This is a genomic window from Lactobacillus panisapium (assembly GCF_019469265.1).
GTDB lineage: Bacteria > Bacillota > Bacilli > Lactobacillales > Lactobacillaceae > Lactobacillus > Lactobacillus panisapium.
Genome location: NZ_CP048268.1, coordinates 1,505,001 through 1,527,169 on the forward strand (window position 1 = coordinate 1,505,001; position 22,169 = coordinate 1,527,169).

Annotated in this window: 19 protein-coding genes (1 of these 19 only partly in view); 2 read left to right on the plus strand and 17 right to left on the minus strand. The window is 38.9% G+C overall.

The features are described 5' to 3' along the window. The 16 genes from GYM71_RS07210 to GYM71_RS07285 all read right to left on the minus strand — a co-directional run. A protein-coding gene (locus GYM71_RS07210; RefSeq protein WP_220219975.1) for a DEAD/DEAH box helicase crosses the window boundary here: on the minus strand, positions 1-954 show its 5' portion. 408 nt of this gene lie to the left of the window's left edge; 954 of the gene's 1,362 nt are visible here — the first part of the coding sequence; its start codon is at positions 952-954; its stop codon lies beyond the left edge, outside the window. Beyond that, positions 947-1,903: a DHH family phosphoesterase gene (locus tag GYM71_RS07215; protein WP_220219976.1), complete on the minus strand. Its 957-nt coding sequence runs from the start codon at positions 1,901-1,903 to the stop codon at positions 947-949. Before GYM71_RS07215 ends, GYM71_RS07210 begins: the two co-directional genes overlap by 8 nt. 54 nt (positions 1,904-1,957) lie before the next feature. After that, positions 1,958-3,094 carry a DNA polymerase IV gene (gene dinB, locus GYM71_RS07220; RefSeq protein ID WP_244986808.1) on the minus strand — a complete coding sequence of 379 codons (1,137 nt, stop codon included), beginning with the start codon at positions 3,092-3,094 and terminating at the stop codon, positions 1,958-1,960. Then, positions 3,087-4,535 carry a glucose-6-phosphate dehydrogenase gene (gene zwf, locus GYM71_RS07225; protein WP_220219978.1) on the minus strand — a complete coding sequence of 483 codons (1,449 nt, stop codon included), beginning with the start codon at positions 4,533-4,535 and terminating at the stop codon, positions 3,087-3,089. The genes dinB and zwf overlap by 8 nt, the downstream gene beginning before the upstream one ends. A 160-nt stretch (positions 4,536-4,695) precedes the next feature. Further along, the gene (gene yajC, locus GYM71_RS07230) at positions 4,696-5,139 is read right to left on the minus strand and encodes a preprotein translocase subunit YajC (RefSeq protein ID WP_244986809.1); all 444 of its coding nucleotides are present in this window, start codon (positions 5,137-5,139) and stop codon (positions 4,696-4,698) included. Between the two features lie 65 nt (positions 5,140-5,204). Then, complete coding sequence (gene ruvB, locus GYM71_RS07235; RefSeq protein ID WP_374106767.1) at positions 5,205-6,215, minus strand: Holliday junction branch migration DNA helicase RuvB; 1,011 nt, start codon at positions 6,213-6,215, stop codon at positions 5,205-5,207. A gap of 49 nt (positions 6,216-6,264) precedes the next feature. After that, a complete protein-coding gene (gene ruvA, locus GYM71_RS07240) occupies positions 6,265-6,849 on the minus strand; it encodes a Holliday junction branch migration protein RuvA (RefSeq protein ID WP_220219980.1) in 585 nt (194 codons plus the stop codon). 3 nt (positions 6,850-6,852) lie between these two features. Further along, positions 6,853-8,745, minus strand: a complete 1,893-nt coding sequence (mutL, locus tag GYM71_RS07245) for a DNA mismatch repair endonuclease MutL (protein WP_220219981.1) — start codon at positions 8,743-8,745, stop codon at positions 6,853-6,855. A gap of 2 nt (positions 8,746-8,747) precedes the next feature. Further along, on the minus strand, positions 8,748-11,330 hold the full coding sequence (gene mutS / locus GYM71_RS07250) for a DNA mismatch repair protein MutS (RefSeq protein WP_220221201.1): 2,583 nt from the start codon (positions 11,328-11,330) through the stop codon (positions 8,748-8,750). 173 nt (positions 11,331-11,503) lie between these two features. After that, positions 11,504-12,151 (minus strand): pyroglutamyl-peptidase I, encoded by a 648-nt coding sequence (gene pcp / locus GYM71_RS07255; protein ID WP_220219982.1) that lies wholly within the window; start codon positions 12,149-12,151, stop codon positions 11,504-11,506. Between the two features lie 21 nt (positions 12,152-12,172). Next, positions 12,173-13,111, minus strand: a complete 939-nt coding sequence (locus GYM71_RS07260; RefSeq protein WP_220219983.1) for a DUF979 domain-containing protein — start codon at positions 13,109-13,111, stop codon at positions 12,173-12,175. Further along, on the minus strand, positions 13,112-13,780 hold the full coding sequence (locus GYM71_RS07265; protein WP_220219984.1) for a DUF969 domain-containing protein: 669 nt from the start codon (positions 13,778-13,780) through the stop codon (positions 13,112-13,114). A gap of 190 nt (positions 13,781-13,970) precedes the next feature. After that, a complete protein-coding gene (locus tag GYM71_RS07270; protein WP_220219985.1) occupies positions 13,971-15,170 on the minus strand; it encodes an SLAP domain-containing protein in 1,200 nt (399 codons plus the stop codon). Between the two features lie 178 nt (positions 15,171-15,348). Continuing rightward, positions 15,349-16,980, minus strand: a complete 1,632-nt coding sequence (groL, locus tag GYM71_RS07275) for a chaperonin GroEL (protein WP_103752482.1) — start codon at positions 16,978-16,980, stop codon at positions 15,349-15,351. A 16-nt stretch (positions 16,981-16,996) separates the two neighbouring features. Continuing rightward, a complete protein-coding gene (gene groES, locus GYM71_RS07280; protein WP_103752481.1) occupies positions 16,997-17,281 on the minus strand; it encodes a co-chaperone GroES in 285 nt (94 codons plus the stop codon). 181 nt (positions 17,282-17,462) lie between these two features. Then, positions 17,463-18,104, minus strand: coding sequence for a redox-sensing transcriptional repressor Rex (locus GYM71_RS07285; protein ID WP_103752480.1), 642 nt, complete (start codon positions 18,102-18,104; stop codon positions 17,463-17,465). 313 nt (positions 18,105-18,417) lie between these two features. Between GYM71_RS07285 and GYM71_RS07290 the strand changes: the two genes are divergently transcribed. Then, a complete protein-coding gene (locus GYM71_RS07290) occupies positions 18,418-20,343 on the plus strand; it encodes an ABC-F family ATP-binding cassette domain-containing protein (protein ID WP_220219986.1) in 1,926 nt (641 codons plus the stop codon). A gap of 336 nt (positions 20,344-20,679) precedes the next feature. Next, complete coding sequence (locus tag GYM71_RS07295; RefSeq protein ID WP_220219987.1) at positions 20,680-21,084, plus strand: GNAT family N-acetyltransferase; 405 nt, start codon at positions 20,680-20,682, stop codon at positions 21,082-21,084. A gap of 34 nt (positions 21,085-21,118) precedes the next feature. Here GYM71_RS07295 and tsaD read toward each other — a convergent pair whose 3' ends face one another. Beyond that, entirely contained in the window at positions 21,119-22,168 is a 1,050-nt protein-coding gene (tsaD, locus tag GYM71_RS07300) for a tRNA (adenosine(37)-N6)-threonylcarbamoyltransferase complex transferase subunit TsaD (protein WP_220219988.1), read from the minus strand. Position 22,169 lies beyond the last annotated feature (1 nt).

A 22,169-nucleotide genomic window follows, 5' to 3' on the forward strand; every position in this document is an offset into this window, starting at 1 on the left:
ATTAACGACTAAGCTGACACCAGCAATATCTAAACCACGTGCAGCCAAATCAGTTGCAACCACGTACTGATACTGACCTGCTTCAACCTCTCGCAATGTCCGTTTTCTTTCCCGTTCAGTGATTCCACCATGAATTTTCGCTACTTTTAGTCCCTGATCCTGCAAGTAGCGAGTTAAATCATCAACTGTTTGCTTTGTATTAGCAAAAATAACAGCCAAATAGGGCTGACCCAAAGTTAACAATTGATGCAGGACTGCTTTTCTATTTTTGGAGCCAATATCAAGTAAATCATTTTTAATGGTTGGCGAAATTACTGCTGGGTTATCAATTACAATTTGCTCCGGCTTAGACATATATTTGCGCAAGAAGTTTGCTAGTTTTACCGGAATCGTTGCTGAAAAGGCAGCCAAAGTGGTGTCTTTTGGCAATCTTTGCGCAATAAAATCAATATCGGCTAAAAAGCCCATATCTAAGGTCATATCTGCTTCATCAATGACAAAGTCTTTAACATAATCTAAAAGTAAGATTTTCTTTTCAACAAAATCATGTAAACGTCCGGGAGTCGCAATAACTACTTGCGGTTTATGATTGTCAATTTTTTTAAGCTGCCGCTCACGATCACTGCCGCCGGCAAAATGAGCAATTGAAATATTTAGCCCAGCAGCATCACGTAACTCACGGGCAACTTGGTAAAGCTGCTCTGACAGTTCACGACTTGGTGCAGTCAAAATAGCCTGAGGATACTCAAGCTTTTCGTCAATCTCATTTAGAACCGGAATTAAAAAGGAATGGGTCTTACCTGAACCGGTTACCGCCTGCACAACAGCATTTTTGTGTGCTAATAAAACAGGAATTACCTTTTCCTGCACCTTCGTTGGCTCAGTGAAATGTATCTTGGCCAATCCCTGCCTAATCGCTGGCTTAATGTTTTCATTGGTAAAAATATTATTCATTTTTTTCTTGATATTCCTTAGTTACCTGAACTAATTCTGCAAAGATTTGCTTAACTTCGTCCATGTCTTTAGCATTTGCCCCACTGGCTAAAGCATGACCACCACCGTCATGCTTTGCAGCTAATTCATTAATAATTGGACCCTTAGAACGGTAATGTACTCTAAAAGTGCCATCAGGCTTTTCAACAAATACGTTCCAAGCAATAATGTCTTTAATTCTTCCTGGGGTAGATACAGTACAGGACGCCTGGTCGGAATCCACGCCTAATTTATGCAATGCATCCCGTGACAATATTGCATATGCTGCCCCGCTCGGATCAACTTTCATGTATTCAAGTACTTCAGCCTGCAGTTTTGCCTGCGCAAAGGTTACATCGCTAATATTGCGGGCAATCTCATTAATATTAATCCCAGTCGCTGTCAGTTTGGCAACAACGTTAAAGGTATGCACCGAAGTTTCAGGATACATGAAGCGGCCAGTATCGCCGACAATACCAGCATATAGCGGATATGCAACCTCCGCAGTCAGCGGCAAATTTTCTTCAAGAATAAAATCGGCCACGATTTGGGAAGCTGCTGGAGCCTCATCATCAACAAAACTTAGATCAGCATATGGTTCAACATCAGGGTGATGATCAATTTTAATTAAAAAATCACCCTTGCTGTACATTTTATTAGCAATTCGAGCCGTATTACCAGTATCAGTAGTAATGACTAAAGCCCCCTGATAATCTTCTTCAGTCACCTTATCCATGGTGTTAATCCAAGCTAGATCGCCCTCATCATTTTCACCTGCACACAAGATCTTCTTGTCTGGAAATTTAAGTCTTAAAGAGCGTGCAAGCCCGGCTTGTGATCCCAACGCATCGGGATCTGGACTAGTATGACGGTGCAGAATAATAGTTGGATACTGCTCAATTTTTTCATATATTTTTGGGAAAGTGTTCATTTTGTCTCCTTCACAATTTTCAAAGTACTCAATTAGTTTAACAGATATTTTTCGTTAATTTGAAAATAAATCCAGAGCAATATTTTCAAATTCAGCCTCGGTAAAATCGGTAGCGGTAACACCTAAAAGTCTTATTCCATCATTTAAAAATGACTCAGAAAGCGGATTGAATAAGTCTCTGGCAGACTCATAAATATCCAATGGATTATTAGTTGCATGCTCTAATTTCTGCCTCTTTGTAACAGTTTCAAAATCGTTATTACGAATTTTTAAAACAACTGTACTAGCAAACAGATTAAGCTCCTGCAATTTCTTAGCTACTTCATTAACATAATTTCTGATATTGGTCAAAGCTGTCTGCTCATTATATACACATGGCTCATATGTTCGCTCGACCCCAATTGATTTTCGATTACGCTCATCATCGGGTACAACAGGTGACAAATCAATCCCATTAGCATGCTCTGCCATCTGATAACCCATTCGGTTAAAATGCTTGATTAATTCACGCACGTGCATTTGCTGCAAGCCTTGACCAGTGTATACGCCCAGCTCAGCCAGTCTCTGTTCTGTTTTTGGTCCAATGCCATGAAAACGGCTAATTTTTTGCCGAGCCAAAAAGCCACGTGCCTCACTAGGCAAAATAACTGTCCGTCCAAATGGCTTAGAATATTCCGAACCCATCTTAGCTAGAAATTTATTATAAGTTGCCCCGAATGAGCAATTTAGGCCAACTTCTTTTCTGATTCTATTTTGTAAATCAATAGCGATTTGAACTGTGGAATCTTGCCCCATTTTATTCTCAGTCACATCAAGATATGCTTCGTCCAGAGCAATTGATTCAACTACGTCCGTAACTTCATGCATCATTTCATGGATTTCTGCCGAAACACGGCGATATTTGGCAAAATCTGGTTTCATAAATACTAGTTTGCTTTTCGGTACTAGCCTAAAGGCCTTAATTGATGGCATTGCAGAATGAACGCCATATTTACGGGCAACATAATTGGCCGTAGCTACTACCCCATGACCATGATTTTGCCGCGGATCTTGTCCGATTACGAGCGCCTTATTCCTTAAATTAGGATGATCACGCGTTTCAACTGAGGCATAAAAAGCATCCATATCAATGTGAATGATTTTTCGATGTAAATCATTTTCCGGCAACAAGCCGTCGCTATAATTATTCATAAATCCAACGTTCAGTTGGCGATTCAAAAATCTCATTTGCGGCCTTTGGCCCCATCCGATACGGCAAATACTGGTTTATCTGCTTACCTTCTTCATTTTCTTTTTGCCATGCCTCTTCCACAACATCAATAAATTTCCAGTAATTTTTCAATTCACTCCAGTGCGTAAAGTTGGTGGAATCGTTGACAAAAACGTCGTGAAGAAGACGTTCATAGCCATCAGGTACCTTTTCTTGTTCTTGCTTTGAAAATAAGTAATCTAGGTTTTCACGTCGAATGCCTGGCTCCGTAATTTTTTTGCCATTAATCGTTATAAAAATTTGCATATCGGGATCAATAATAATCGAAATGTTGTTGGAGTGCGCTTGTCCGTATGGTGTACAGATGTGTTTGAGCACAATATCAATTCGGTTAGTTTTTTCGCGCAATTCTTTTCCAGTTCTAAAATAAATTGGCATGTTGGCAACTGGACCCTTTTTAAATTTCACTTCGCCAGCGACAAAAGTTTCGGTATTCGAGTCTTCGGCTACATTAGGTTCTTGCCGGTAACCAAAAGTCATATCGCTACCTAAATATTGTCCCCGGACGAAATGCTGCGCAATCTCTTGTTCATCTGGCACAATCATACTATCAAGCAATTCCTGCTTAGCCTCATGGATACTTTTAGAAGTTAAATCCTTGGGTTCAGGCATCGCTAGTAAAGTAATGATTTGAAAAATATGGTTTTGGACCATATCACGCAAAGCACCAGAGGTTTCGTAATAGCCACCACGGGCCTCAACTCCCAAATGCTCTGCCAGAGTCACTTGAATATTCTTAATTGTGGCACTATTCCAAATGTTTTTTATCAACGGATTGGTAAAACGAAGCGGCAAAATATTTTGAACCATTTCCTTACCAAGATAATGATCAATTCGGAAGATATCATTTTCATCAAATGAAGCAGTTATCTGCTTATTCAATTCTTCTGCAGAGGCTAAATCACGACCAAATGGCTTTTCTACTACTATTCGGTTAAAACCAGTGCTAGTCAAATTCTGATCGTTAATATGCTGCGCAATTGTACCAAAAAAGCGGGGAGCCATTGCCATGTAGAAAATGCGGTTTCCCTGAGCACTATAACGGTTATCAAGATCGCCAGCTAAATTTTTCAGCGTTTCATAGTGTTCAACATTGGTAACATCATGGGACTGGTAATAAAAATGACTAGTAAAAGCAGCTAGATCATTTTCATTAACCTCATCGTGTGTCTCATGAACGGCATCGCTGACCTGCTGCCGAAGATACTCATGTGACCAAGGGCGCCTAGCCGTACCAACAACAGCAAAGTTATCGTGAATTAAGCCTTGCTCATACAAATTAAACAGCGCAGGGTAAAGTTTACGGTGGGCCAAATCGCCACTTCCACCGAAGATAATCATAATAACAGGTATATTTTTCATGAGAAAATCCTTTCCAAAATCAGGTATGTTAACTCTATTTTATAATATTTTCCAGTCAAACTTTAGTTTTAAACAACCTTTATTAGAAAAATAAGCGGAACTTAAGTCAAAAAAAGACTGCAATAAAAAAGATGCCTTTTTATAGACATCTTGTTAGTTATTATTCTTCAGATGAGTGATCATCCTTGTTTTCACTGCTTGGCGTATCAGCAGGCTCTTTTTGAGCGGGCTTATCGGCAGGTGCAGCAGATTTTTCTTCTGCCGCAGATTCTTTAGCTGGTGCAGCTTCTTCAGCTTCTGGCGCAGCAGGTATTATCTGTTGAACTGCCATCCGGCTAAATGTTAGGTAAATTCCGTCTGCATCCAAGACAATTGTTTTGTCCTTAGAATTAACGGAGTCAACTTTACCGTGCAGACCATCAATCATGATGACATTGTCGCCTTTTTTAAGCTCATTCATCATTTCCATTTTCTTTTGTTGTTGCTTTTTCTGCGGTTTGAACATTGTGAAGTACATTAATGCAAACATAATCACAATAAAACCGATTGTCCACAAACTTCCCATGCCATTATTATTATTGGCCGCTAAAAATAAAGTATTCAAATTTACACCTCATTGTCTTAAAAATATCAATTACTTAATTATACAAAAACTAGCGCAGAATTGCACTACTGCCCGGGAATTGGTAAGCCTAATTGCACATAAGCTTTTTCAGTGACCATTCGTCCACGTGGCGTCATTAATAAAAAGCCATGCTGCAGTAAATAAGGTTCATATAGCGATTCGACCGTTTCAACATCTTCACCGGCATTGGCAGCTATTGTCCGCACGCCAACTGGGCCACCATGATAATTTTCAATAATAACCCGTAAAATTTTACGATCTGTCTGATCTAATCCTTCATCATCAACTTGCAACTGCTTTAAGGAATCTCTTGTTGTCTCATAAGAAATCACGTCTTCACCTTTGACCTGTGCAAAATCACGCACGCGCCGTAATAAGCGGTTAGCTACCCGTGGCGTTCCCCGTGACCTTCTTGCCAGTTCATGTGCAGCTTGTGAAGCAATCTCAATATTAAAAACACTACTGGAGCGCTGAATAATTTTTTCAAGTTCCGTCACATTATAATATTGTAAGTGCTCGACAATCCCAAAACGATCTCTTAATGGTGCTGATAATTGGCCGGCTAGTGTAGTTGCACCAACTAATGTGAATGGCGGTAGCGGAACATGAACCGCATGGGTTGTTTGTCCCTCACCAATCACGATATCGACGTAAAAGTCTTCCATCGCTGAATACAAAACTTCTTCTATTGGTTTAGGTAAGCGGTGGATTTCGTCAATAAATAAAATGTCGCCCGGATCAAGGTCAGTTAAAAGCGCCACTAAATCGCCAGCTTTTTCAATTGCTGGTCCACTGGTACTTTTTAACTTTACGCCCAATTCATTCGCAATTACAAAAGCCAGAGTCGTCTTTCCCAATCCCGGTGGGCCATAAAGTAAAACGTGGTCGAGGGCTTCATCACGCTTTTTGGCAGCTTTAATATAAACTGCCATTTCTTTTTTAACCCGCTCTTGACCCAAGTACTCTTGTAGATTCTGCGGGCGTAATGAAAATTCTGTCTGTTCTTCTTTTGGTCCCTGAATTTGGCCAGAAACAATTGAATTATCTTCGTCCACTACCTGTTTCACTTCCTTTAAGTAAACACTAAGTCCATTATAACAAGAATTACTTCTTTAAGAGAAGAGCCAAACCCTTTTTAATATATTGATCAGCCGTTGTCGCTTGTTCTTTAGCCAAAAGCGGCGTAATGCGATCAACTTCTTTTTTAGTATAACCCAGAGCCAGAAGGGCCAATAATGCATCATTTAACTCTGGTGAGACTTCTTGATCAGGAAGTTGGTCAACGCGCTGAACATAATCGCCCAGTTTTCCTTTTAGATCTAGCACAATCTGCGAGGCCGTCTTTTTCCCAACACCAGGAAAGCGGGTCAGGTACTTAACCTCTCCTTGTTCAATTGCTTCGGCTAGCGAATTGCTATTTTCGGCAGCCATAATTGCCAACGCCGATTTAGGTCCAATCCCGCTAACACTCAGTAATTTTAAAAATAAACCTTTATCTTCTTCGGTCTGAAAACCAAATAAGGTGATGCCAGTATCCCGTACAATTTGCTCAATGTAAACACGGGCCTTCTGCATTTCCTGATATGCAAAAGGTGTCGGACTATACACCTTATATCCCACACCATTAACGTCAATAACAATGTAGTCAGGTTTAATCTCCGTAATTATTCCTGCCAAATATTCGTACATGCTTTATTCATCCTTTTTAAACATTTTGCGTAAGTCATTTTCGCGTAACCGGACAATAACCACATTTCCTTTAGCATCATGATATGGGTCATTGACCTGACGCAGATTAGTCAGTAGATCGCCACACTCAGCACTTGATAGTTTCTTTTTCCCCGGAACAATCCTCTGTGCCTGCTCACTGGCAATTCTTTTAATCAAGTTGGCCGAATCAGTTTGGTCAACGTTGAGGTAACTGTCCAAAATTGCCCTGACAGAATGCTCAATATCGCCTTCAAGCCAAGTAGGATATGAACGTAGAATAAAGGTATCTTGGCCAAATTCCTCAAGAAACAGCCCAATTTGCTTGATTTCTTCTAATTGATCTTTGATCTGAATAAAATCTAGACTGCCAAATTCCAGAATCATTGGCGTTAGCAAACCTTGTTGGTTAATTTTTTGTCCTGCAATTTCACGGCTTATTTTTTTAAAAGCAAGCAATCTTCGTGCTGCAACCTGATCGATTAAGTAAAGGTCTTCCCCACTGACAGCAATCAAATAAGTATTAGTTTGACCTACTAAACTTAGCTCGGGTAAGCTGCTAGCAAGTAATTCATCCCCGGTAGAAATTACATCCTCGTGTAAATCTGAATGTGAAAAAGGCGTAAGTTGTACTTGCTGGTTCACATTTTCTGGCCACGTTTTTGTAACTAAATAACGATCATCTTCTCGGGGAATATTTAAGTCGACATATTTTGATGGTGCAACTGACTCAATCGCAGCCGGTTCAGTTTCATGAACTTCATCGCGAGTATTTTCAGCCTGGTCAGGTCTCTTAGTTTCAACCACATTTTTATTAAGGTTGAATTTCAACTGATCCATTCGCGTTTCTTCTTTGGTGTTAGTCAAATTGCCAATGGCATCGGCTTGAACATCCTTGGCTAAAAGAGCACTACTAATTGCATTAGTGATTAACCGACTGAGTTCGGTTTCCTTAGATAAGCGCACCTCTTTTTTGGTGGGATGAACGTTGACATCAACTAATAATGGGTCAACTTTAATCTTGATCACAGCGATTGGATAATGCTTTGCCGCCAAGTTAGTACCATAACCATCCATTACCGCGGTGGCTAGCTGAAAATTATTGATATAGCGGCCGTTAAGCAAAATTGAGATAAAATTGCGTGTCGATCTCGTTAAACCCGGCTTGGAAATTAATCCGGTTACTTCAAAATCATTGTCGCTACTCTTAAATGGCAGCATTTTTTCAGCAATTGAACGCCCATAGACACTTGAAACAGTTTGTTGCAGATTGCCATTACCCGCTGTTCGCAGCAATACACGCCCTTCATTCATTAGCGTTAACGCAATATCAGGGTAACCCAAAGCTATGCGGTTGACGATATCAACAATTTTCATAATTTCGGTTCTGGGGCTACGCAGGTATTTAAGCCTAGCGGGCGTATTGTAAAATAAATCTTTAACTGTGATTTGCGTGCCCTTGGTAGCTGCCGCTTCTTCTTGTGCTTTTTTAACGCCAGCCGCAAATTCGGCCCGCGTGCCACTAGCTCCACCGGAATTAGTTAAGATCTCAACATGACTTACGGCTGCGATTGATGCTAGGGCTTCGCCCCGAAAGCCAAGTGTGCCAACATTAAACAAATCATGCTCGTTACTTATTTTACTTGTAGCATGCCGGGTAAAAGCAAGATCAATCTGATCACTTGGTATCCCAGTTCCGTTATCCTGAACAATAATTTGTTTTAAACCGGCATCAATAAAATCAATCCGAATTCGCGTACTTTTGGCATCAATTGCATTTTCCAGCAATTCCTTAACTACACTAGCCGGACGTTCAATTACTTCTCCAGCCGCGATTTGATTAGACAGATTAACCGATAATTCGTGAATTTGGGCCATGATTATTTTTCATCCTTTAAATCATCCTGCCAGTTTTCCACCAGTTGCATTACTTGAAGTGGCGTTTGATCAGCTAAATAGAGATTAGATATTTCATCCAAAACATCTTTTTCCTTGTCCGACAATTCAGTTTCAGTACTTGGTGCCAGCTCCTGATCTGTCATCGTTTCTGATTCCTCATTGCTACTAAATAAATCAAGTTGTGCCGAGGTCGGTCCTAAATTGCTGCCTTGGGCTTCTAGACGGTTTAACAATTTTGTTGCTTTGCGTAAAACCTTGCGGGGTAAGCCAGCAAGTTGAGCAACATGAATACCGTAACTTTGGTCAGCTGGGCCTGGCAAAATTTTATGGAGAAAAATTAGTTTGCCGTTTTCTTCAGTTGCACCAACATGAATGTTCTTTAGCCTTGGCAATGTTTGTTCAAGATCAGTCAGTTCATGGAAGTGCGTTGCAAATAACACTTTTGCCCCTACTTCATCATGCAAATACTGCACGATTGCGCCAGCTAAAGCCATTCCATCATAGGTAGCTGTCCCACGACCAATTTCATCAAATAAGACCAGACTTCTCTTAGTGGCATTTTGTAAGGCTTCATTTGCCTCAGTCATTTCAACCATAAAAGTACTTTGACCAGAAATTAAGTCATCAGCAGCACCAATTCTGGTAAAAATCTGATCAAAAATTGGCAGCTCAGCACTATCGGCAGGAACAAAAGAGCCTACTTGGGCCATCACTGCAATTAAAGCCATTTGCCGCATATATGTACTTTTACCGGACATATTAGGACCAGTAATTAAGTAAATATCCGTATCTTGGTCAAGTCTGACATCATTGGGGATGTACGAACCAGCCTTCATTACCTTTTCAACAACCGGGTGCCTGCCTAAAACAACTTTAACATCCTGATTAGATGTGTGAAATTTTGGTCGGCAATAATTATTTTCCTCAGCAACTTGGGCAAAAGAACAAAAAACATCTAAAGCAGCAATTTGACCAGCTAGTTTTTGCAGAGCAGAAATATATTTCTTTACTTCCTCACGCAATTTAACAAATAACTCGTATTCCAGATCAGTTGACTTAGTTTGGGCCTCTAAAATTAAGTTTTCGTGTTCCTTTAGTTCGGGTGTAATGTAACGCTCAGCGTTTGTCAAAGTTTGCTTTCTGGTATAGCGATCAAGTGGTACCTTATTTTTATTCGAATTTGTTACCTGGATATAGTAGCCAAAAACCTTGTTGTAACCGACTTTAAGGTTATCAATTCCCGTTTTTTGTCGTTCGGTTTGTTCCATCTCAGTTAGCCACTTTTTACCGTTATTCATGGCATCCCGGTAACGATCTAGTTGTTGGTCAACATTATTGCGAATAAGTCCCCCTTCAGTTGTTAAAACTGGTGGCTGATCCACAATTGTAGAACTGATCAAATCGGCAATTCCGCTTAAAGGGTCAATCTCTGACGCAAATTTTTGCAAAATAGCACTATCAGACTCTTTTAACGAACTTAAAATAGACGGTACGGCTTGAAGTGAATGAGCAAGCTGTAATAATTCCCTGGCATTGACATTACCAAAGGCAATCCGACCAGTTAAACGCTCTAGATCATAAACACCCTTTAGCGCGTCATTCACATTTTCACGGGTAAAGTAGCCATCAAGCAAGGCCTGAACCATTTCTTGCCGCTTAGTTAATTCCTCTACAGATAATAATGGTCGAGCAAGCCACTGCTTTAATAGCCGCCCACCCATTGCAGTATGCGTTTTATCGAGCACCCAAAATAACGAGCCCATCTTCTTACCAGTCTTAGCTGAAGCAGTCAGTTCCAAATTATCGCGTACAGTATGCGACATCTGTAAATATTGGCTTACTTCATAGCTTTTAGCAATTTGCAAGTGCGCTAAGCTACGTCTTTGAGTCTGGAGTAAATAGCCTACAAGCTGCTTAACAGCATCTTTTTCAGCCTGATTAGTCAAATTTTGCTGGGCATAAGAAATTTCCGCATGCTTACCAGTCAACTCTGCTGGCTCTGAAACAGTAATATTAGCTTTATGTAAAAAATCGCTGTCAGATGCATTAAGATGACCATTATAGACAACTTCTCGCGTCCGCAACGACAACAATTCATTAGAAACTGCTGCAAAAGTTTTTAAGTGGGTTGCAAAGATTTCACCGGTTGACAAGTCGCTGTATGCTAAGCCAAAGCAGTTCTTGGTGGTTACTACAGAAGTTAAGTAATTAGATTCCTTGGCCTCACTTGGCTTATCGTTCATTAAAGTTCCAGGGGTTACTAGCTGAATAATTCCCCGCTTAACCATTCCCTTAGCCTCTTTGGGATCCTCTAATTGTTCACAAAGTGCAACTTTATAGCCCTTTTCAACTAAGGTGTCAACATAAGAATCAACCGCAACGTGAGGGACTCCAGCCATTGGGATTGGATTCTCAGTTTTGTTAGACCGGTGAGTTAAAGTCAGCTCAAGAATCTGGGCACCCTTAACCGCATCATCCTCAAATAATTCGTAAAAATCACCGACGCGATAAAAAAGAAAAGCATCGGGATATTGCTTTTTAATTTCATGATATTGCTCCATCATTGGAGTTAAGTTTGCTTTCGCCATTTATTCCTCTTCTTTTCTACTTTACTTTTATCATTATACGCTAAACACCGATTCAAAAGAAAAAAGACCGCAATTAAACGATCTTATTTTTTCTATTAATTAAAAATACAAAATGGCTATCTTCTAGCTTTCACAAAGTAAGGTTAAAATTAAGCAATATGACCTTCAACACTTTGCAAATCAGGCTTGCCGTCCATTTCAACGATTGCAGTAATTGCGGCCGTAATTCCCTTAACATCATCTGCCAAACTAAGACTTGGTGTTTCAGGACGAGCAACGACTTGCTCTGGTAAAAACGGAATGTGCATGAAACCAGCTTTTAAGTCATGGAATTCTTTGTCAATCATATATTGAACTTGGTACATAATATGGTTGCAAACGAATGTCCCAGCCGTTGTTGAAACAAGTGCTGGCAAACCTGCTTCACGAATAGCCTTAACCATTGCTTTAACTGGCAATTGTGTAAAGTAAGCATTCTGTCCGTCTTCATGAATTGGCGTAGCAATGGGCTGATAACCCTTATTGTCAGCAATTCGACCATCATCAAAATTGATGGCTACCCGTTCAGGAGTCAAAGCAAACCGACCGCCAGCTTGGCCAATATTTAAAACATAATCTGGCTTTTCCCGCACAATGGCATCATGAACAACAGTTGCACAATCACCAAACACTGTTGGAATTTCTACCTTAACGATTTCGGCTCCAGCAATCTGATCGGGTAAGCCTTTAACAGCCTCAATAGCTGGATTAATCTTATCATCACCAAAAGGATCAAAACCTGTTACTAAAATTTTCATTGTTTTTCTCTTTTCTAAAAACTAAAAAGCTAAGAAATACATCAAAACGATGTGTACGAGCAGCATAATAATTGCAATCGGAAATTGTTGCTTGATAACTCCTAAAGAATCCTTCATTTCCATCAAAGCTACTGGTAGTGAGTTAAAGTTAGCAGCCATCGGTGTCAATAACGTACCACAATAACCGGCTGTCATTCCTAAAGCAGCAACAACCACTGGTGAACCACCTTGGGCAACAACAAATGGAATACCAATACCAGCAGTAATAACGGCAAAAGCAGCAAATGCGTTACCCATAATTGCAGTAAAAATCGCCATTCCACAACAATATAGGATAACACCAAGCAAACGATTTCCAACTGGAAAAAGACCTGAGATAGCTTTGGCAGTTACTTGGCCAACACCTGAAGCAGTGAAGACTACACCAAGTGTGGCAAGTAATTGCGGTATGATACCAGCTGAACCAGCTGAACGAACCATCCGCTGAGTATCCTCATAAGCAACCTTGCCATTCGATTTGGTTAAAATCATTGCAACAATTAGAGATACCACAGCAGCAATACCAATTGCAACTTGTCCTCCTAATTTGCTCTTACTTAAAGGAGTAAATTTGGCAAGTAAAAGAGCTAAGACTGCCAGCAAAATACTTGGGAAAAAAATCCAATTACCAATTCGCTTAACGGTCTTATCCGCAACCTTTTCGGGTAATTCCTTAATTTTACCAACTTTGACTTGTTTTAATAACGATAACAATCCGTTTACCAAAAGCAAAGCGCCACTAATTTCATATGGAATCCATTGGCCAATACTAAAGATGATTGCAAAAATAAACCAGAAAAGTCCTGTCCCCCAGCGAGCCGGATTAGTTTGGTCACGCCAAGATTCAATGGCAGCTGCTAAAAAGAATAGTCCGATTATTACAAAAAAGGCCAATAGAAGATTATTAACTAAAGCTGTCATTTATTTCACCTTCTTATTTTTTAACTTTTGATCAAACATATGATTGTAAATTAAGCATAAAACATATGCGATTAAAGTGATTGGTATTGAGTTTAAAACAACGTTTGAGGCTTCAATTGGATGACCTAAAGATTTCATTGAACTAGTAATCATTAGAACTCCCGAAGAAGCAAAGAATAAGTTTTGAGCAAAAAAATTACCAAAGTTATCACTAGCTGCAGCACGCCCTTTAATCTGATCTACTTCTAGCTCTGTTAATTCTCCTTTAATTGAGCCTGCAGCCTGAGCCATAGGATTAATTAAAGGTGCAATAAATTGGATTTGACCTTGAAAGGAAATACCAAAAATACTTGCTAAACCACGAATTCCAGTATAGATATCAAAGATACGCCCAGGAGTTAAATTCTTTAATTTTTGAATTAAATTAGTTGCAGCCTTTTTTAAACCGTGCCTTTCAATAACTCCAATTGTCGGTAAAGTTAAGAAAAAGAGCGATACCATCCGGTTATCAATAAATCCTTTACCTAAAATCTGTAAAAATTTAACGAAATCAATCCCTGAAACTAAAGCAGTGACCAAAGCCGAAATAATGACTACGGCTACAGTGTCAAGTCCTAAGGCAAAGCCTACGACTATCACTAAAACGCCAAGTAAACTTAAATATTCCATTAGCATTCCTTCCTTGTGAGAAATTAATAATAATAATTAAACATACTAATATTATTATAATTTCTTGTCAAATCAGTATAATAAATTTTGTTTATAAAGAAAGCTGATTGCATATACCAATATATTGCAAAATAAAGAGCAATTCCCAAATGGAATTGCTCTTGTTTATATAAAGTTTAACGATCGTTTTTTAATCAAACCCAGTTATTTCACGTGAACGAATTAATTTTCCTTTACCAACAATGTAATAGTGTTGTCCTTTTAATTTAAAGGGATCACCGTAAGTTTGGATCTTCTTATTAACCGGAATAGTCCCTATTTTGCGGCCATAACGATTATAAACTGTAACGGGATGGTCTACTTTTACCCTTTCCATTTTTAAACCAGTGACGTTGCGAACAGGTACATAATAGCCATTGCCAATGGCATAGAAGAAGCGGCCAGCTGCCAAATGATGGTATTTGCTAATTTTAACACGCGAACCGGTAGCTAAAATTAAGCCATTAACGCGTCGACCATGTTCATTATATAAGTAGCTACTGTGCATGAGCCGTTTTTTCTGGTTATTAGATACCTGCTTTTGGGATGCAACATGTTTTGCGTTGTTGGCCTTAAAATTAGCAGCTAACAAATAGCGATCAGTAGCAATTGGATATAGTTTTAAACCTCGAATTTTAACCGGATTACCATAAGTTTTAACAACAGTACCCTTTTTAATGCTTTTCTTATTAATTAGTTCGCCCAGTTGATTATATGTGCGAGCATTATGCCGCAATTTACGGTTGACGCCGAAGACATTATTTTGAGCAACGTAATTATCATCATCAAGCAAGCAAAATTTTCGCTGTTTAATTTTTTTACTACCCATGAGATTCAAAGTTGAACCTGCACGCAAAATTAAATCATTTTTTCTTTTGCCATTATGATCATATAAATAAGCGTTATGCATTAATTTAGCTTGCTTTTGACCAGCAATCTTTACTACCACATTCAGACGTAATATATTTTCATTTGATATCCAAATGCCAACAATCCCCTTTGCTTGGCCATTAATAAGAGTTTGTGGTTTCACTATCCAATAAAATTTAGCAGTATCGGGATAATTTTGACTGTTGAAAACACACTGTTTTGCATAGCTAGTGTCATGCGCTAGATTCGTATTAGTGGGAATAATCACTTCATAGCCTGCTGGTTGAGGCTGTGGATCCTCATACTTTGATTCGGTCAGCGCATTTTGGCTTTCATTTTGGTTTTTAGGTAAAGCTGTAATATTACTATCTGCTTTTACCTGGCCACTTAAGCCTAAAAGGCAAACAGCCATCAAAGTACTTACTATGCCACACAAAGGCCATTTTTGAGATTTTTTTACTAATATTCTTTTGCTTAGCATTAATCTTCTCCTACAATAAATAAACAAATCGCATTAAAGTTTACTTAATATTAGTTCTTTGTCTTTTTATTGTAAAGGTACTTTAAACAGCATTGTTATTATATTTATTTAAGTAGGTAAAATTAACAAATGCACAAAAAAATCGCTCAACCGAGCGATTTTTTTAATCTTTTTAAAATTACATCATTCCTGGAGCACCGGCACCAGCGGCAGCATTAGGATCAGCTACTGGTTTGTCTTCTGGAATATCAGCAACAACAGCTTCAGTTGTTAATAATAATGCGGCAATTGAAGCAGCGTTTTGAAGTGCAGTACGGGTAACCTTAGTTGGGTCAATAATACCTGATTCAACCATGTTCTCCCATTCGCCGTTAGCAGCGTTGTAACCAACTTCAGGGTCTTGACTTTGTAATTTGTTCAAGATTACTGAACCATCTTCACCAGCGTTTTCAGCAATTTGACGTACTGGAGCAGTCAATGCACGTAAAACGATGTTGATACCAGTTTGCTCATCAGCATTGTCGCCTTTAAGGTCTTCAACGTTCTTGATAACGTCAACTAATGCAGTACCACCACCAGCTACGTAGCCTTCGTCAACAGCGGCACGAGTTGAGTTCAAAGCATCTTCAATCCGGTAGCGACGTTCTTTTAACTCAGTTTCAGTAGCAGCACCAACATGAATAACAGCTACACCACCAGTTAATTTAGCAAGACGTTCTTGCAACTTCTTCTTGTCAAAGTCTGAAGTAGTTTCTTCGATTTGACTTCTGATTGAGTCTTCACGTTCTTTAATTGCTTCATCTGAACCAGCACCATCAACAATAGTCGTTGAGTCCTTAGTAACAGTGATGCGACGTGCTTTACCTAATTGATCAATCGTTGTGTCCTTTAATTCAAGACCAAGATCTTCGGTAATAACTGTACCACCAGTAAGAGCGGCAATATCTTGTAATTGTTCTTTACGACGGTCACCAAAGCCTGGAGCCTTAACAGCAACAACGTTGAAAGTACCACGAATCTTGTTCAATACTAAAGTAGGAAGTGCTTCACCAGAAACATCGTCAGCGATAATCAATAATGATTTACCTTGTTGAACAATCTCTTGCAATAATGGCAAGATGTCTTGAATGTTAGAAATCTTCTTGTCAGTAATTAAAACATATGGGTTGTCCAAATCTGCTTCCATCTTATCGTTGTCAGTTACCATGTATTGTGATAAGTAACCACGATCGAATTGCATACCTTCAACTACTGATAATTCAGTTTCAATACCACGTGAGTCTTCAATTGTGATAACACCATCGTTACCAACTTTTTCCATTGCGTCAGCGATTAAGTCACCAACTTCTTTTGAAGCAGATGAAACTGAAGCAACTTGCGCAATTTGATCTTTTGAAGAAACAGTGTGACTTACTTTATGTAATTCATCAACAACAGCCTTGGTAGCTTTTTCAATTCCGCGACGAACACCTACGGGGTTAGCACCAGCAGTTACGTTCTTCATTCCTTCACGGATGATTGCTTGAGTTAACACAACTGCAGTAGTGGTACCGTCACCAGCAATGTCGTTAGTCTTTTGTGCAGCTTCGGCAACTAATTTAGCACCCATGTTTTCGTAGTGGTCTTTTAATTCAATTGACTTAGCAATGGTAACACCATCGTTAGTAATTTCAGGATTGCCGTAAGATTGCTCTAAGACAACGTTTCTACCTTTAGGACCGATTGTTGCCTTAACAGTATCAGCTAACTTATCAACACCCTTTAATAGGGAACGTCTTGCTTTTTCTGAGAATTTAATATCTTTTGCCATAATTTTCGCTCCTTAATTACTTAACCACTGCCAAAATATCTTTTTCATGAAGGACTAAGAATTTTTCACCTTCGTATTCAACGTTAGTGCCAGAATACTTGTCATATAGAACAACGTCGCCCTTTTCAACTGACATTGGGATCTTGTTGCCGTTTTCTGCATAACTGCCTTCACCGACAGCAACAACTTCACCTTCTGTTGGCTTTTCTTTAGCATTTGAAGCAAGGACGATTCCGCCTACAGTCTTTTCTTCTTCTTCTTTAACTTTTACGATCACGCGATCACCAATTGGTTGTAACACGTTTGTCCCTCCTAATTTTAATTTAAAATCATTTTTGTTATTTGTTAGCACTCTTATTAACCAAGTGCTAACTTACAAATATGATAATACCCCCTTTTAATAAAAAAAGCAAGAAAAAATTAGCACTTTTTTACTTAAAGTGCTAACTTTCTTTAGCCATTGCAGCGGCGGCTTTATATATTTATCTATTCTTATCTTTATCCGAATCAAGGAAATAAATGAGGGTTTGTAATTCAGTCGCCAAGTCAACATTTTGAATTCTAACCCCGGTTGGAGCTGATAACCGAATTGGCGTAAAGTTCATAATGCCCTTAATGCCAGCTTCGACCATGTCATCCGCTGTTTTTTGTGCAGAATCTGACGGCACTGTCAAAATAGCGATGGTGATCTGTTGGTCACTCAGCTGCTTTTGCAATTCACTCATTTCATAAACAGGAACGCCACTCAAAATTTTACCCGTAATTTTAGGATTAATATCAAAAGCACAGGAAATTCGGATGTTATTGCTTCGTTTGAAGTTATAGTTGAGCAAGGCGTGCCCCAAATTACCTACACCAACTAATGCAACATTAGTTAAAGTATCTTGATTTAAAATCTTTTTAAAAAAGGATAGGAGACTTTTGACATCATAGCCATACCCACGCTTACCCAAAGCACCAAAATATGAAAAATCACGACGGATTGATGCACTATCAACCTGAACTGCTTCTGATAATTCAGTAGATGAAACTTTTTCTTTACCAGCTTCATTCAGGATAATTAGGTAACGATAGTAAAGCGGCAGTCTCTTCGCTGTCGCTGTAGGTATTTTTATTTTTTCCATTTTAAAAAGCCTCCAACTTAATATCACTAGTGAGCTTTTTTGTGAATTCACTCATCAATTAATATTATTTTACCTATAACTTACTGATATTTGCAAATGTTTTTTCACAATCTAACACAATCACAAAACACGATTTTACTGTTAATTAACCCGCTTTACATGGTAATTAAAAAATTATTTGTAAATAACTGAGCAAATACTCGTAATCAATTTACTAATGATGAAAAAATAATTTTACTTAAAAAAGGCTTATTTCTCATGCAGTTGCCAGCAGTCTTGCCACATATGCTAAAATAGACTTTAGGTGAAAAATATGATAATTGCACAAGGACACGATTTAGAAAAACAATTTGGTGCCAATACGCTATTCAATCACGTTAATTTCTCGATTGATTCAAATGCAAGAATTGGCCTTGTAGGACCAAATGGAGTTGGTAAAACCACACTCCTTAAAATTATGACGGGTGAAGAAGAAGCTACCCACGGCGAATTTACCATTAATAAAGGGATCGATGTGGGTTATATCGCGCAGGAAAATGGCTTAGATGAAAGTAAGAGCATTTGGGATGAAATGCTGACCGTTTTTGCGCCATTAATTGCAAAAGGACAAAAAATCCGCGGCTTGCAACAAGCAATTGCCGAACATCCGGAAGATAAGCAACTTTTAAAACAATATGACCAGTTGCAATTTGATTTTGAACAACAAGGTGGATATACCTATCAGGCGGATATTAAAAGTATTTTGAATGGTTTTAACTTCCCTGAAAATACTTGGACTAAAATTATTGGTGATCTTTCTGGTGGTGAAAAAACCCGGCTTGCCTTTGTCAAACTGCTATTACGCAAGCCACCGCTACTTTTACTCGATGAGCCGACCAACTATTTAGATCTAGACACACTTGACTGGCTAGAAGGTTTTCTTAAAACATATTCCGGAGCAATTTTAGTTGTCTCTCACGACCAGTACTTTTTAGATCATCTTGCTAACCAAATTTTTGAATTGCAATTTGGCAAGCTAACAGCTTTTAAAGGAAATTATTCCGATTATGTTGCCCAGCGAAAGCAACGTGATCAGCAACAAGAAGAAGCTTACGAACGGCAACAAGAAAAAATTAAAAAAGACGAGGAATTTATTCAAAAGAATTTAGTTCGGGCAAAAACAACTAAAAGAGCGCAAAGCAGGCGCAAGCAACTTGAAAAAATGGAACGAATCACGCCACCTAAGCACAAAAATAAGGTACGGATTAAGTTCAAGAGTGAAAGACCCTCAGGTAAAGAAGTATTAATCTTACGAGATCTGACGATTGGCTACCCGACTAAGACAATGGTTCAAGACATTTCACTGCAAGTTAACAAAGGTGATCGTGTTGCTATTATTGGTGCCAATGGTATTGGTAAATCGACCTTATTAAAAACGATTATGAAGGACTTACAGCCTAAAGGTGGCTCAATTAAGTATGGTGCTTCGCTTGATATCGGCTACTATGATCAAGAACTCCAACTGCTCGATCCTAGTAAAACTGTGATTGATACCGTTTGGGATCGTCACAAAACAATGCCTGAACGGGATGTTAGATCAATTCTGGCAAGTTTTCTCTTTACCGCCAAAGATATTGATAAAACTGTTGGGCAGCTTTCCGGTGGCCAAAAAGCCCGGTTAACTTTGACGGTCTTGTCGCTTGAGCACAACAACTTTTTACTAATGGACGAGCCCACGAACCACTTAGACCTAGAAGCAAAGGAAGTTTTGGAACAAGCGTTACAGCATTTTGATGGTACACTGCTCTTTGTCTCTCACGACCGGTATTTTATCAATCAGCTTTCCAATAAAATTGTCGAAATCAAAGATAAGCATGCCAAAGTCTATGAGGGTGACTACACTTATTATTTAGACGAGAAAAATAAGTTTGCTGCTGATGCTACGGCTGAAGTTTCTACGAATGAGAATGAAACTGGCAGTGCAGAGCCAAAAACTAATAAGTTGTCATATCAAGAACAAAAGCAAAGAGACTCCCAAAAACGTAAGCTTGAACGTCAAGTTGAAGAGATCGAAACCAAGATTGATCAGCTTGAACAAAAGCAAGAGCAAATTCAAACGGAAATGGCTAACCCAGAAATTGCGACAAATTTTGATAAACTTGGTCCCTTACAAGAAGAATTAACCAATGTTCAAACTGATTTGGAGCAAGCCAATAATGACTGGGAAACAGCATTAACAGATTTAGATGAATTCAATTAATAAAAAAATCCTAATTCAATTCGCAAGAAAGAATTAGGATTTTTTCTTATGTTAACAGCCAAACGGCACGACCAGAAATGCATTCTGCTGCATCACCGCTTATTAAAATTTAACCATGATAATCTAAGTTAATGTAAACTAGCAAAGCTTGCCCCACCTTCTGTGTTTAACTAGCAATATACCTAGTTTTATTCAATTTTATTTTAAAAACAGTTTAGCACTTATTGCTATTTAACTTATTTCATTTATAATTGCATTAACTCAATTCAAAGAAGGTGTCTCAATGGAAAAATTACGTTATACTCCCAAATTTTAAATAAATTGAGGAGGATAAAAATGAAGTACATTACAACACAAAATATTAACCAAAAACAATTAATTAATTTATATAACAGCGTTGGTTGGACCGCATACACTAAAAACCCAACTGGGCTAAAGGCAGCGATTAACAACTCGCTACTAACCATTGCAGCAATTAATGAAGACAAACTTGTCGGACTAATTCGCGTTGTTGGTGATGGTGTCTCAATTATCTACATCCAAGATTTGCTTGTTCAGCCATCATACCAAAAACAAGGTATTGGCACACACTTAGTCAAGTTGGTTCTTACTAAGTTTCAAGCAGTTCGGCAAAAAGTACTCTTGACTATCGACGAACCAGAAACACGCTTTTTCTATAAAAAATGTGGTTTTAGATCATGCGATCAAGGGCAGCTAGTTGCTTTTTATCAAGAATTTTAAACTAAAAAGGGTTGACCGTTTATGGTCAGCCCTTTTAATTTAACATACTATCAGCATACGGCAATTCTAATGACGGATCAGCATTTAAAGTCAAGTCTGCAAATTGATGATCTTGGTATAAGTTGTAAGCTGCAGCACCGATCATCGCTGCATTATCACCGCAGAGCTTTAAGTCCGGCAAGATTACTTTCGGCTTGATGTTATGAGGTAAATTAGCAATTTCTTCCTCCATCCGCTCCCGCAATCCGCGATTCGCTGCAACACCGCCACCCATAATAAAGGTACGTGGCTGATACTGTTTAATTGCTCGGATGGTTTTATGTGCCAAAACATCAACAACGGCAGCCTGAAAACTTGCGGCTAAATCAAATTTATTTAATTCTTGGTGAATTTGGTCAGCATGGTGACAAGTGTTGATAAAGGCACTCTTTAAACCGGAAAAAGAAAAATCATAATCATCATCTTCCATCATTGCACGGGGAAAATGAAAAGTGTCATTACCCTGGTGAGCCCATTCATCAATCGTTTTACCAGCTGGATAATTCACGCCTAAAACGCGGCCAATTTTATCATAAGCCTCACCGGCAGCATCATCACGGGTATCACCAACAATTTCAAAATGAGTCGGATCTTTCAATAAGACGATTTCAGTGTGACCACCAGAAACTTGCAGTGCAAGCGCTGGGTATTCAATCTCAGCAGTTAACTGTGCCGCCATTATATGCCCCATTATATGATCAACACCAATCAAAGGAATGCCCGTTGCCATTGAGGCCGCTTTTGCTGCGCTAACACCAATAAGTAGCGCACCAACTAGTCCTGGACCATAAGTGACAGCAATCGCATCAATATCATTCCAAGTTGCATTTGCTTTTTGCAACGCTTCTTTCGTAATCTGGCTGATTACTTCAATGTGATGGCGACTCGCAACTTCGGGAACCACCCCGCCGAAACGTTGGTGACTCTTAATCTGAGTAGCCACAATTAAACTTTCTACTTCACGGCCATTTTTAACCACTGAAGTCGAAGTTTCATCACATGAACTTTCATAAGCTAAAATACGGATATCTTTTTTACTGTCCAAA

Coding starts and splice junctions, on each gene's coding strand:
- GYM71_RS07215 (WP_220219976.1), bottom strand. CDS start 1,903: ATGAACACTTTCCCAAAAATATATGAAAAAATTGAGCAGTATCCAACT.
- dinB (WP_244986808.1), bottom strand. CDS start 3,094: ATGAATAATTATAGCGACGGCTTGTTGCCGGAAAATGATTTACATCGA.
- zwf (WP_220219978.1), bottom strand. CDS start 4,535: ATGAAAAATATACCTGTTATTATGATTATCTTCGGTGGAAGTGGCGAT.
- ruvA (WP_220219980.1), bottom strand. CDS start 6,849: ATGTACGAATATTTGGCAGGAATAATTACGGAGATTAAACCTGACTAC.
- mutL (WP_220219981.1), bottom strand. CDS start 8,745: ATGGCCCAAATTCACGAATTATCGGTTAATCTGTCTAATCAAATCGCG.
- mutS (WP_220221201.1), bottom strand. CDS start 11,330: ATGATGGAGCAATATCATGAAATTAAAAAGCAATATCCCGATGCTTTT.
- pcp (WP_220219982.1), bottom strand. CDS start 12,151: ATGAAAATTTTAGTAACAGGTTTTGATCCTTTTGGTGATGATAAGATT.
- GYM71_RS07260 (WP_220219983.1), bottom strand. CDS start 13,111: ATGACAGCTTTAGTTAATAATCTTCTATTGGCCTTTTTTGTAATAATC.
- GYM71_RS07265 (WP_220219984.1), bottom strand. CDS start 13,780: ATGGAATATTTAAGTTTACTTGGCGTTTTAGTGATAGTCGTAGGCTTT.
- GYM71_RS07270 (WP_220219985.1), bottom strand. CDS start 15,170: ATGCTAAGCAAAAGAATATTAGTAAAAAAATCTCAAAAATGGCCTTTG.
- groL (WP_103752482.1), bottom strand. CDS start 16,980: ATGGCAAAAGATATTAAATTCTCAGAAAAAGCAAGACGTTCCCTATTA.
- GYM71_RS07285 (WP_103752480.1), bottom strand. CDS start 18,104: ATGGAAAAAATAAAAATACCTACAGCGACAGCGAAGAGACTGCCGCTT.
- GYM71_RS07290 (WP_220219986.1), top strand. CDS start 18,418: ATGATAATTGCACAAGGACACGATTTAGAAAAACAATTTGGTGCCAAT.
- GYM71_RS07295 (WP_220219987.1), top strand. CDS start 20,680: ATGAAGTACATTACAACACAAAATATTAACCAAAAACAATTAATTAAT.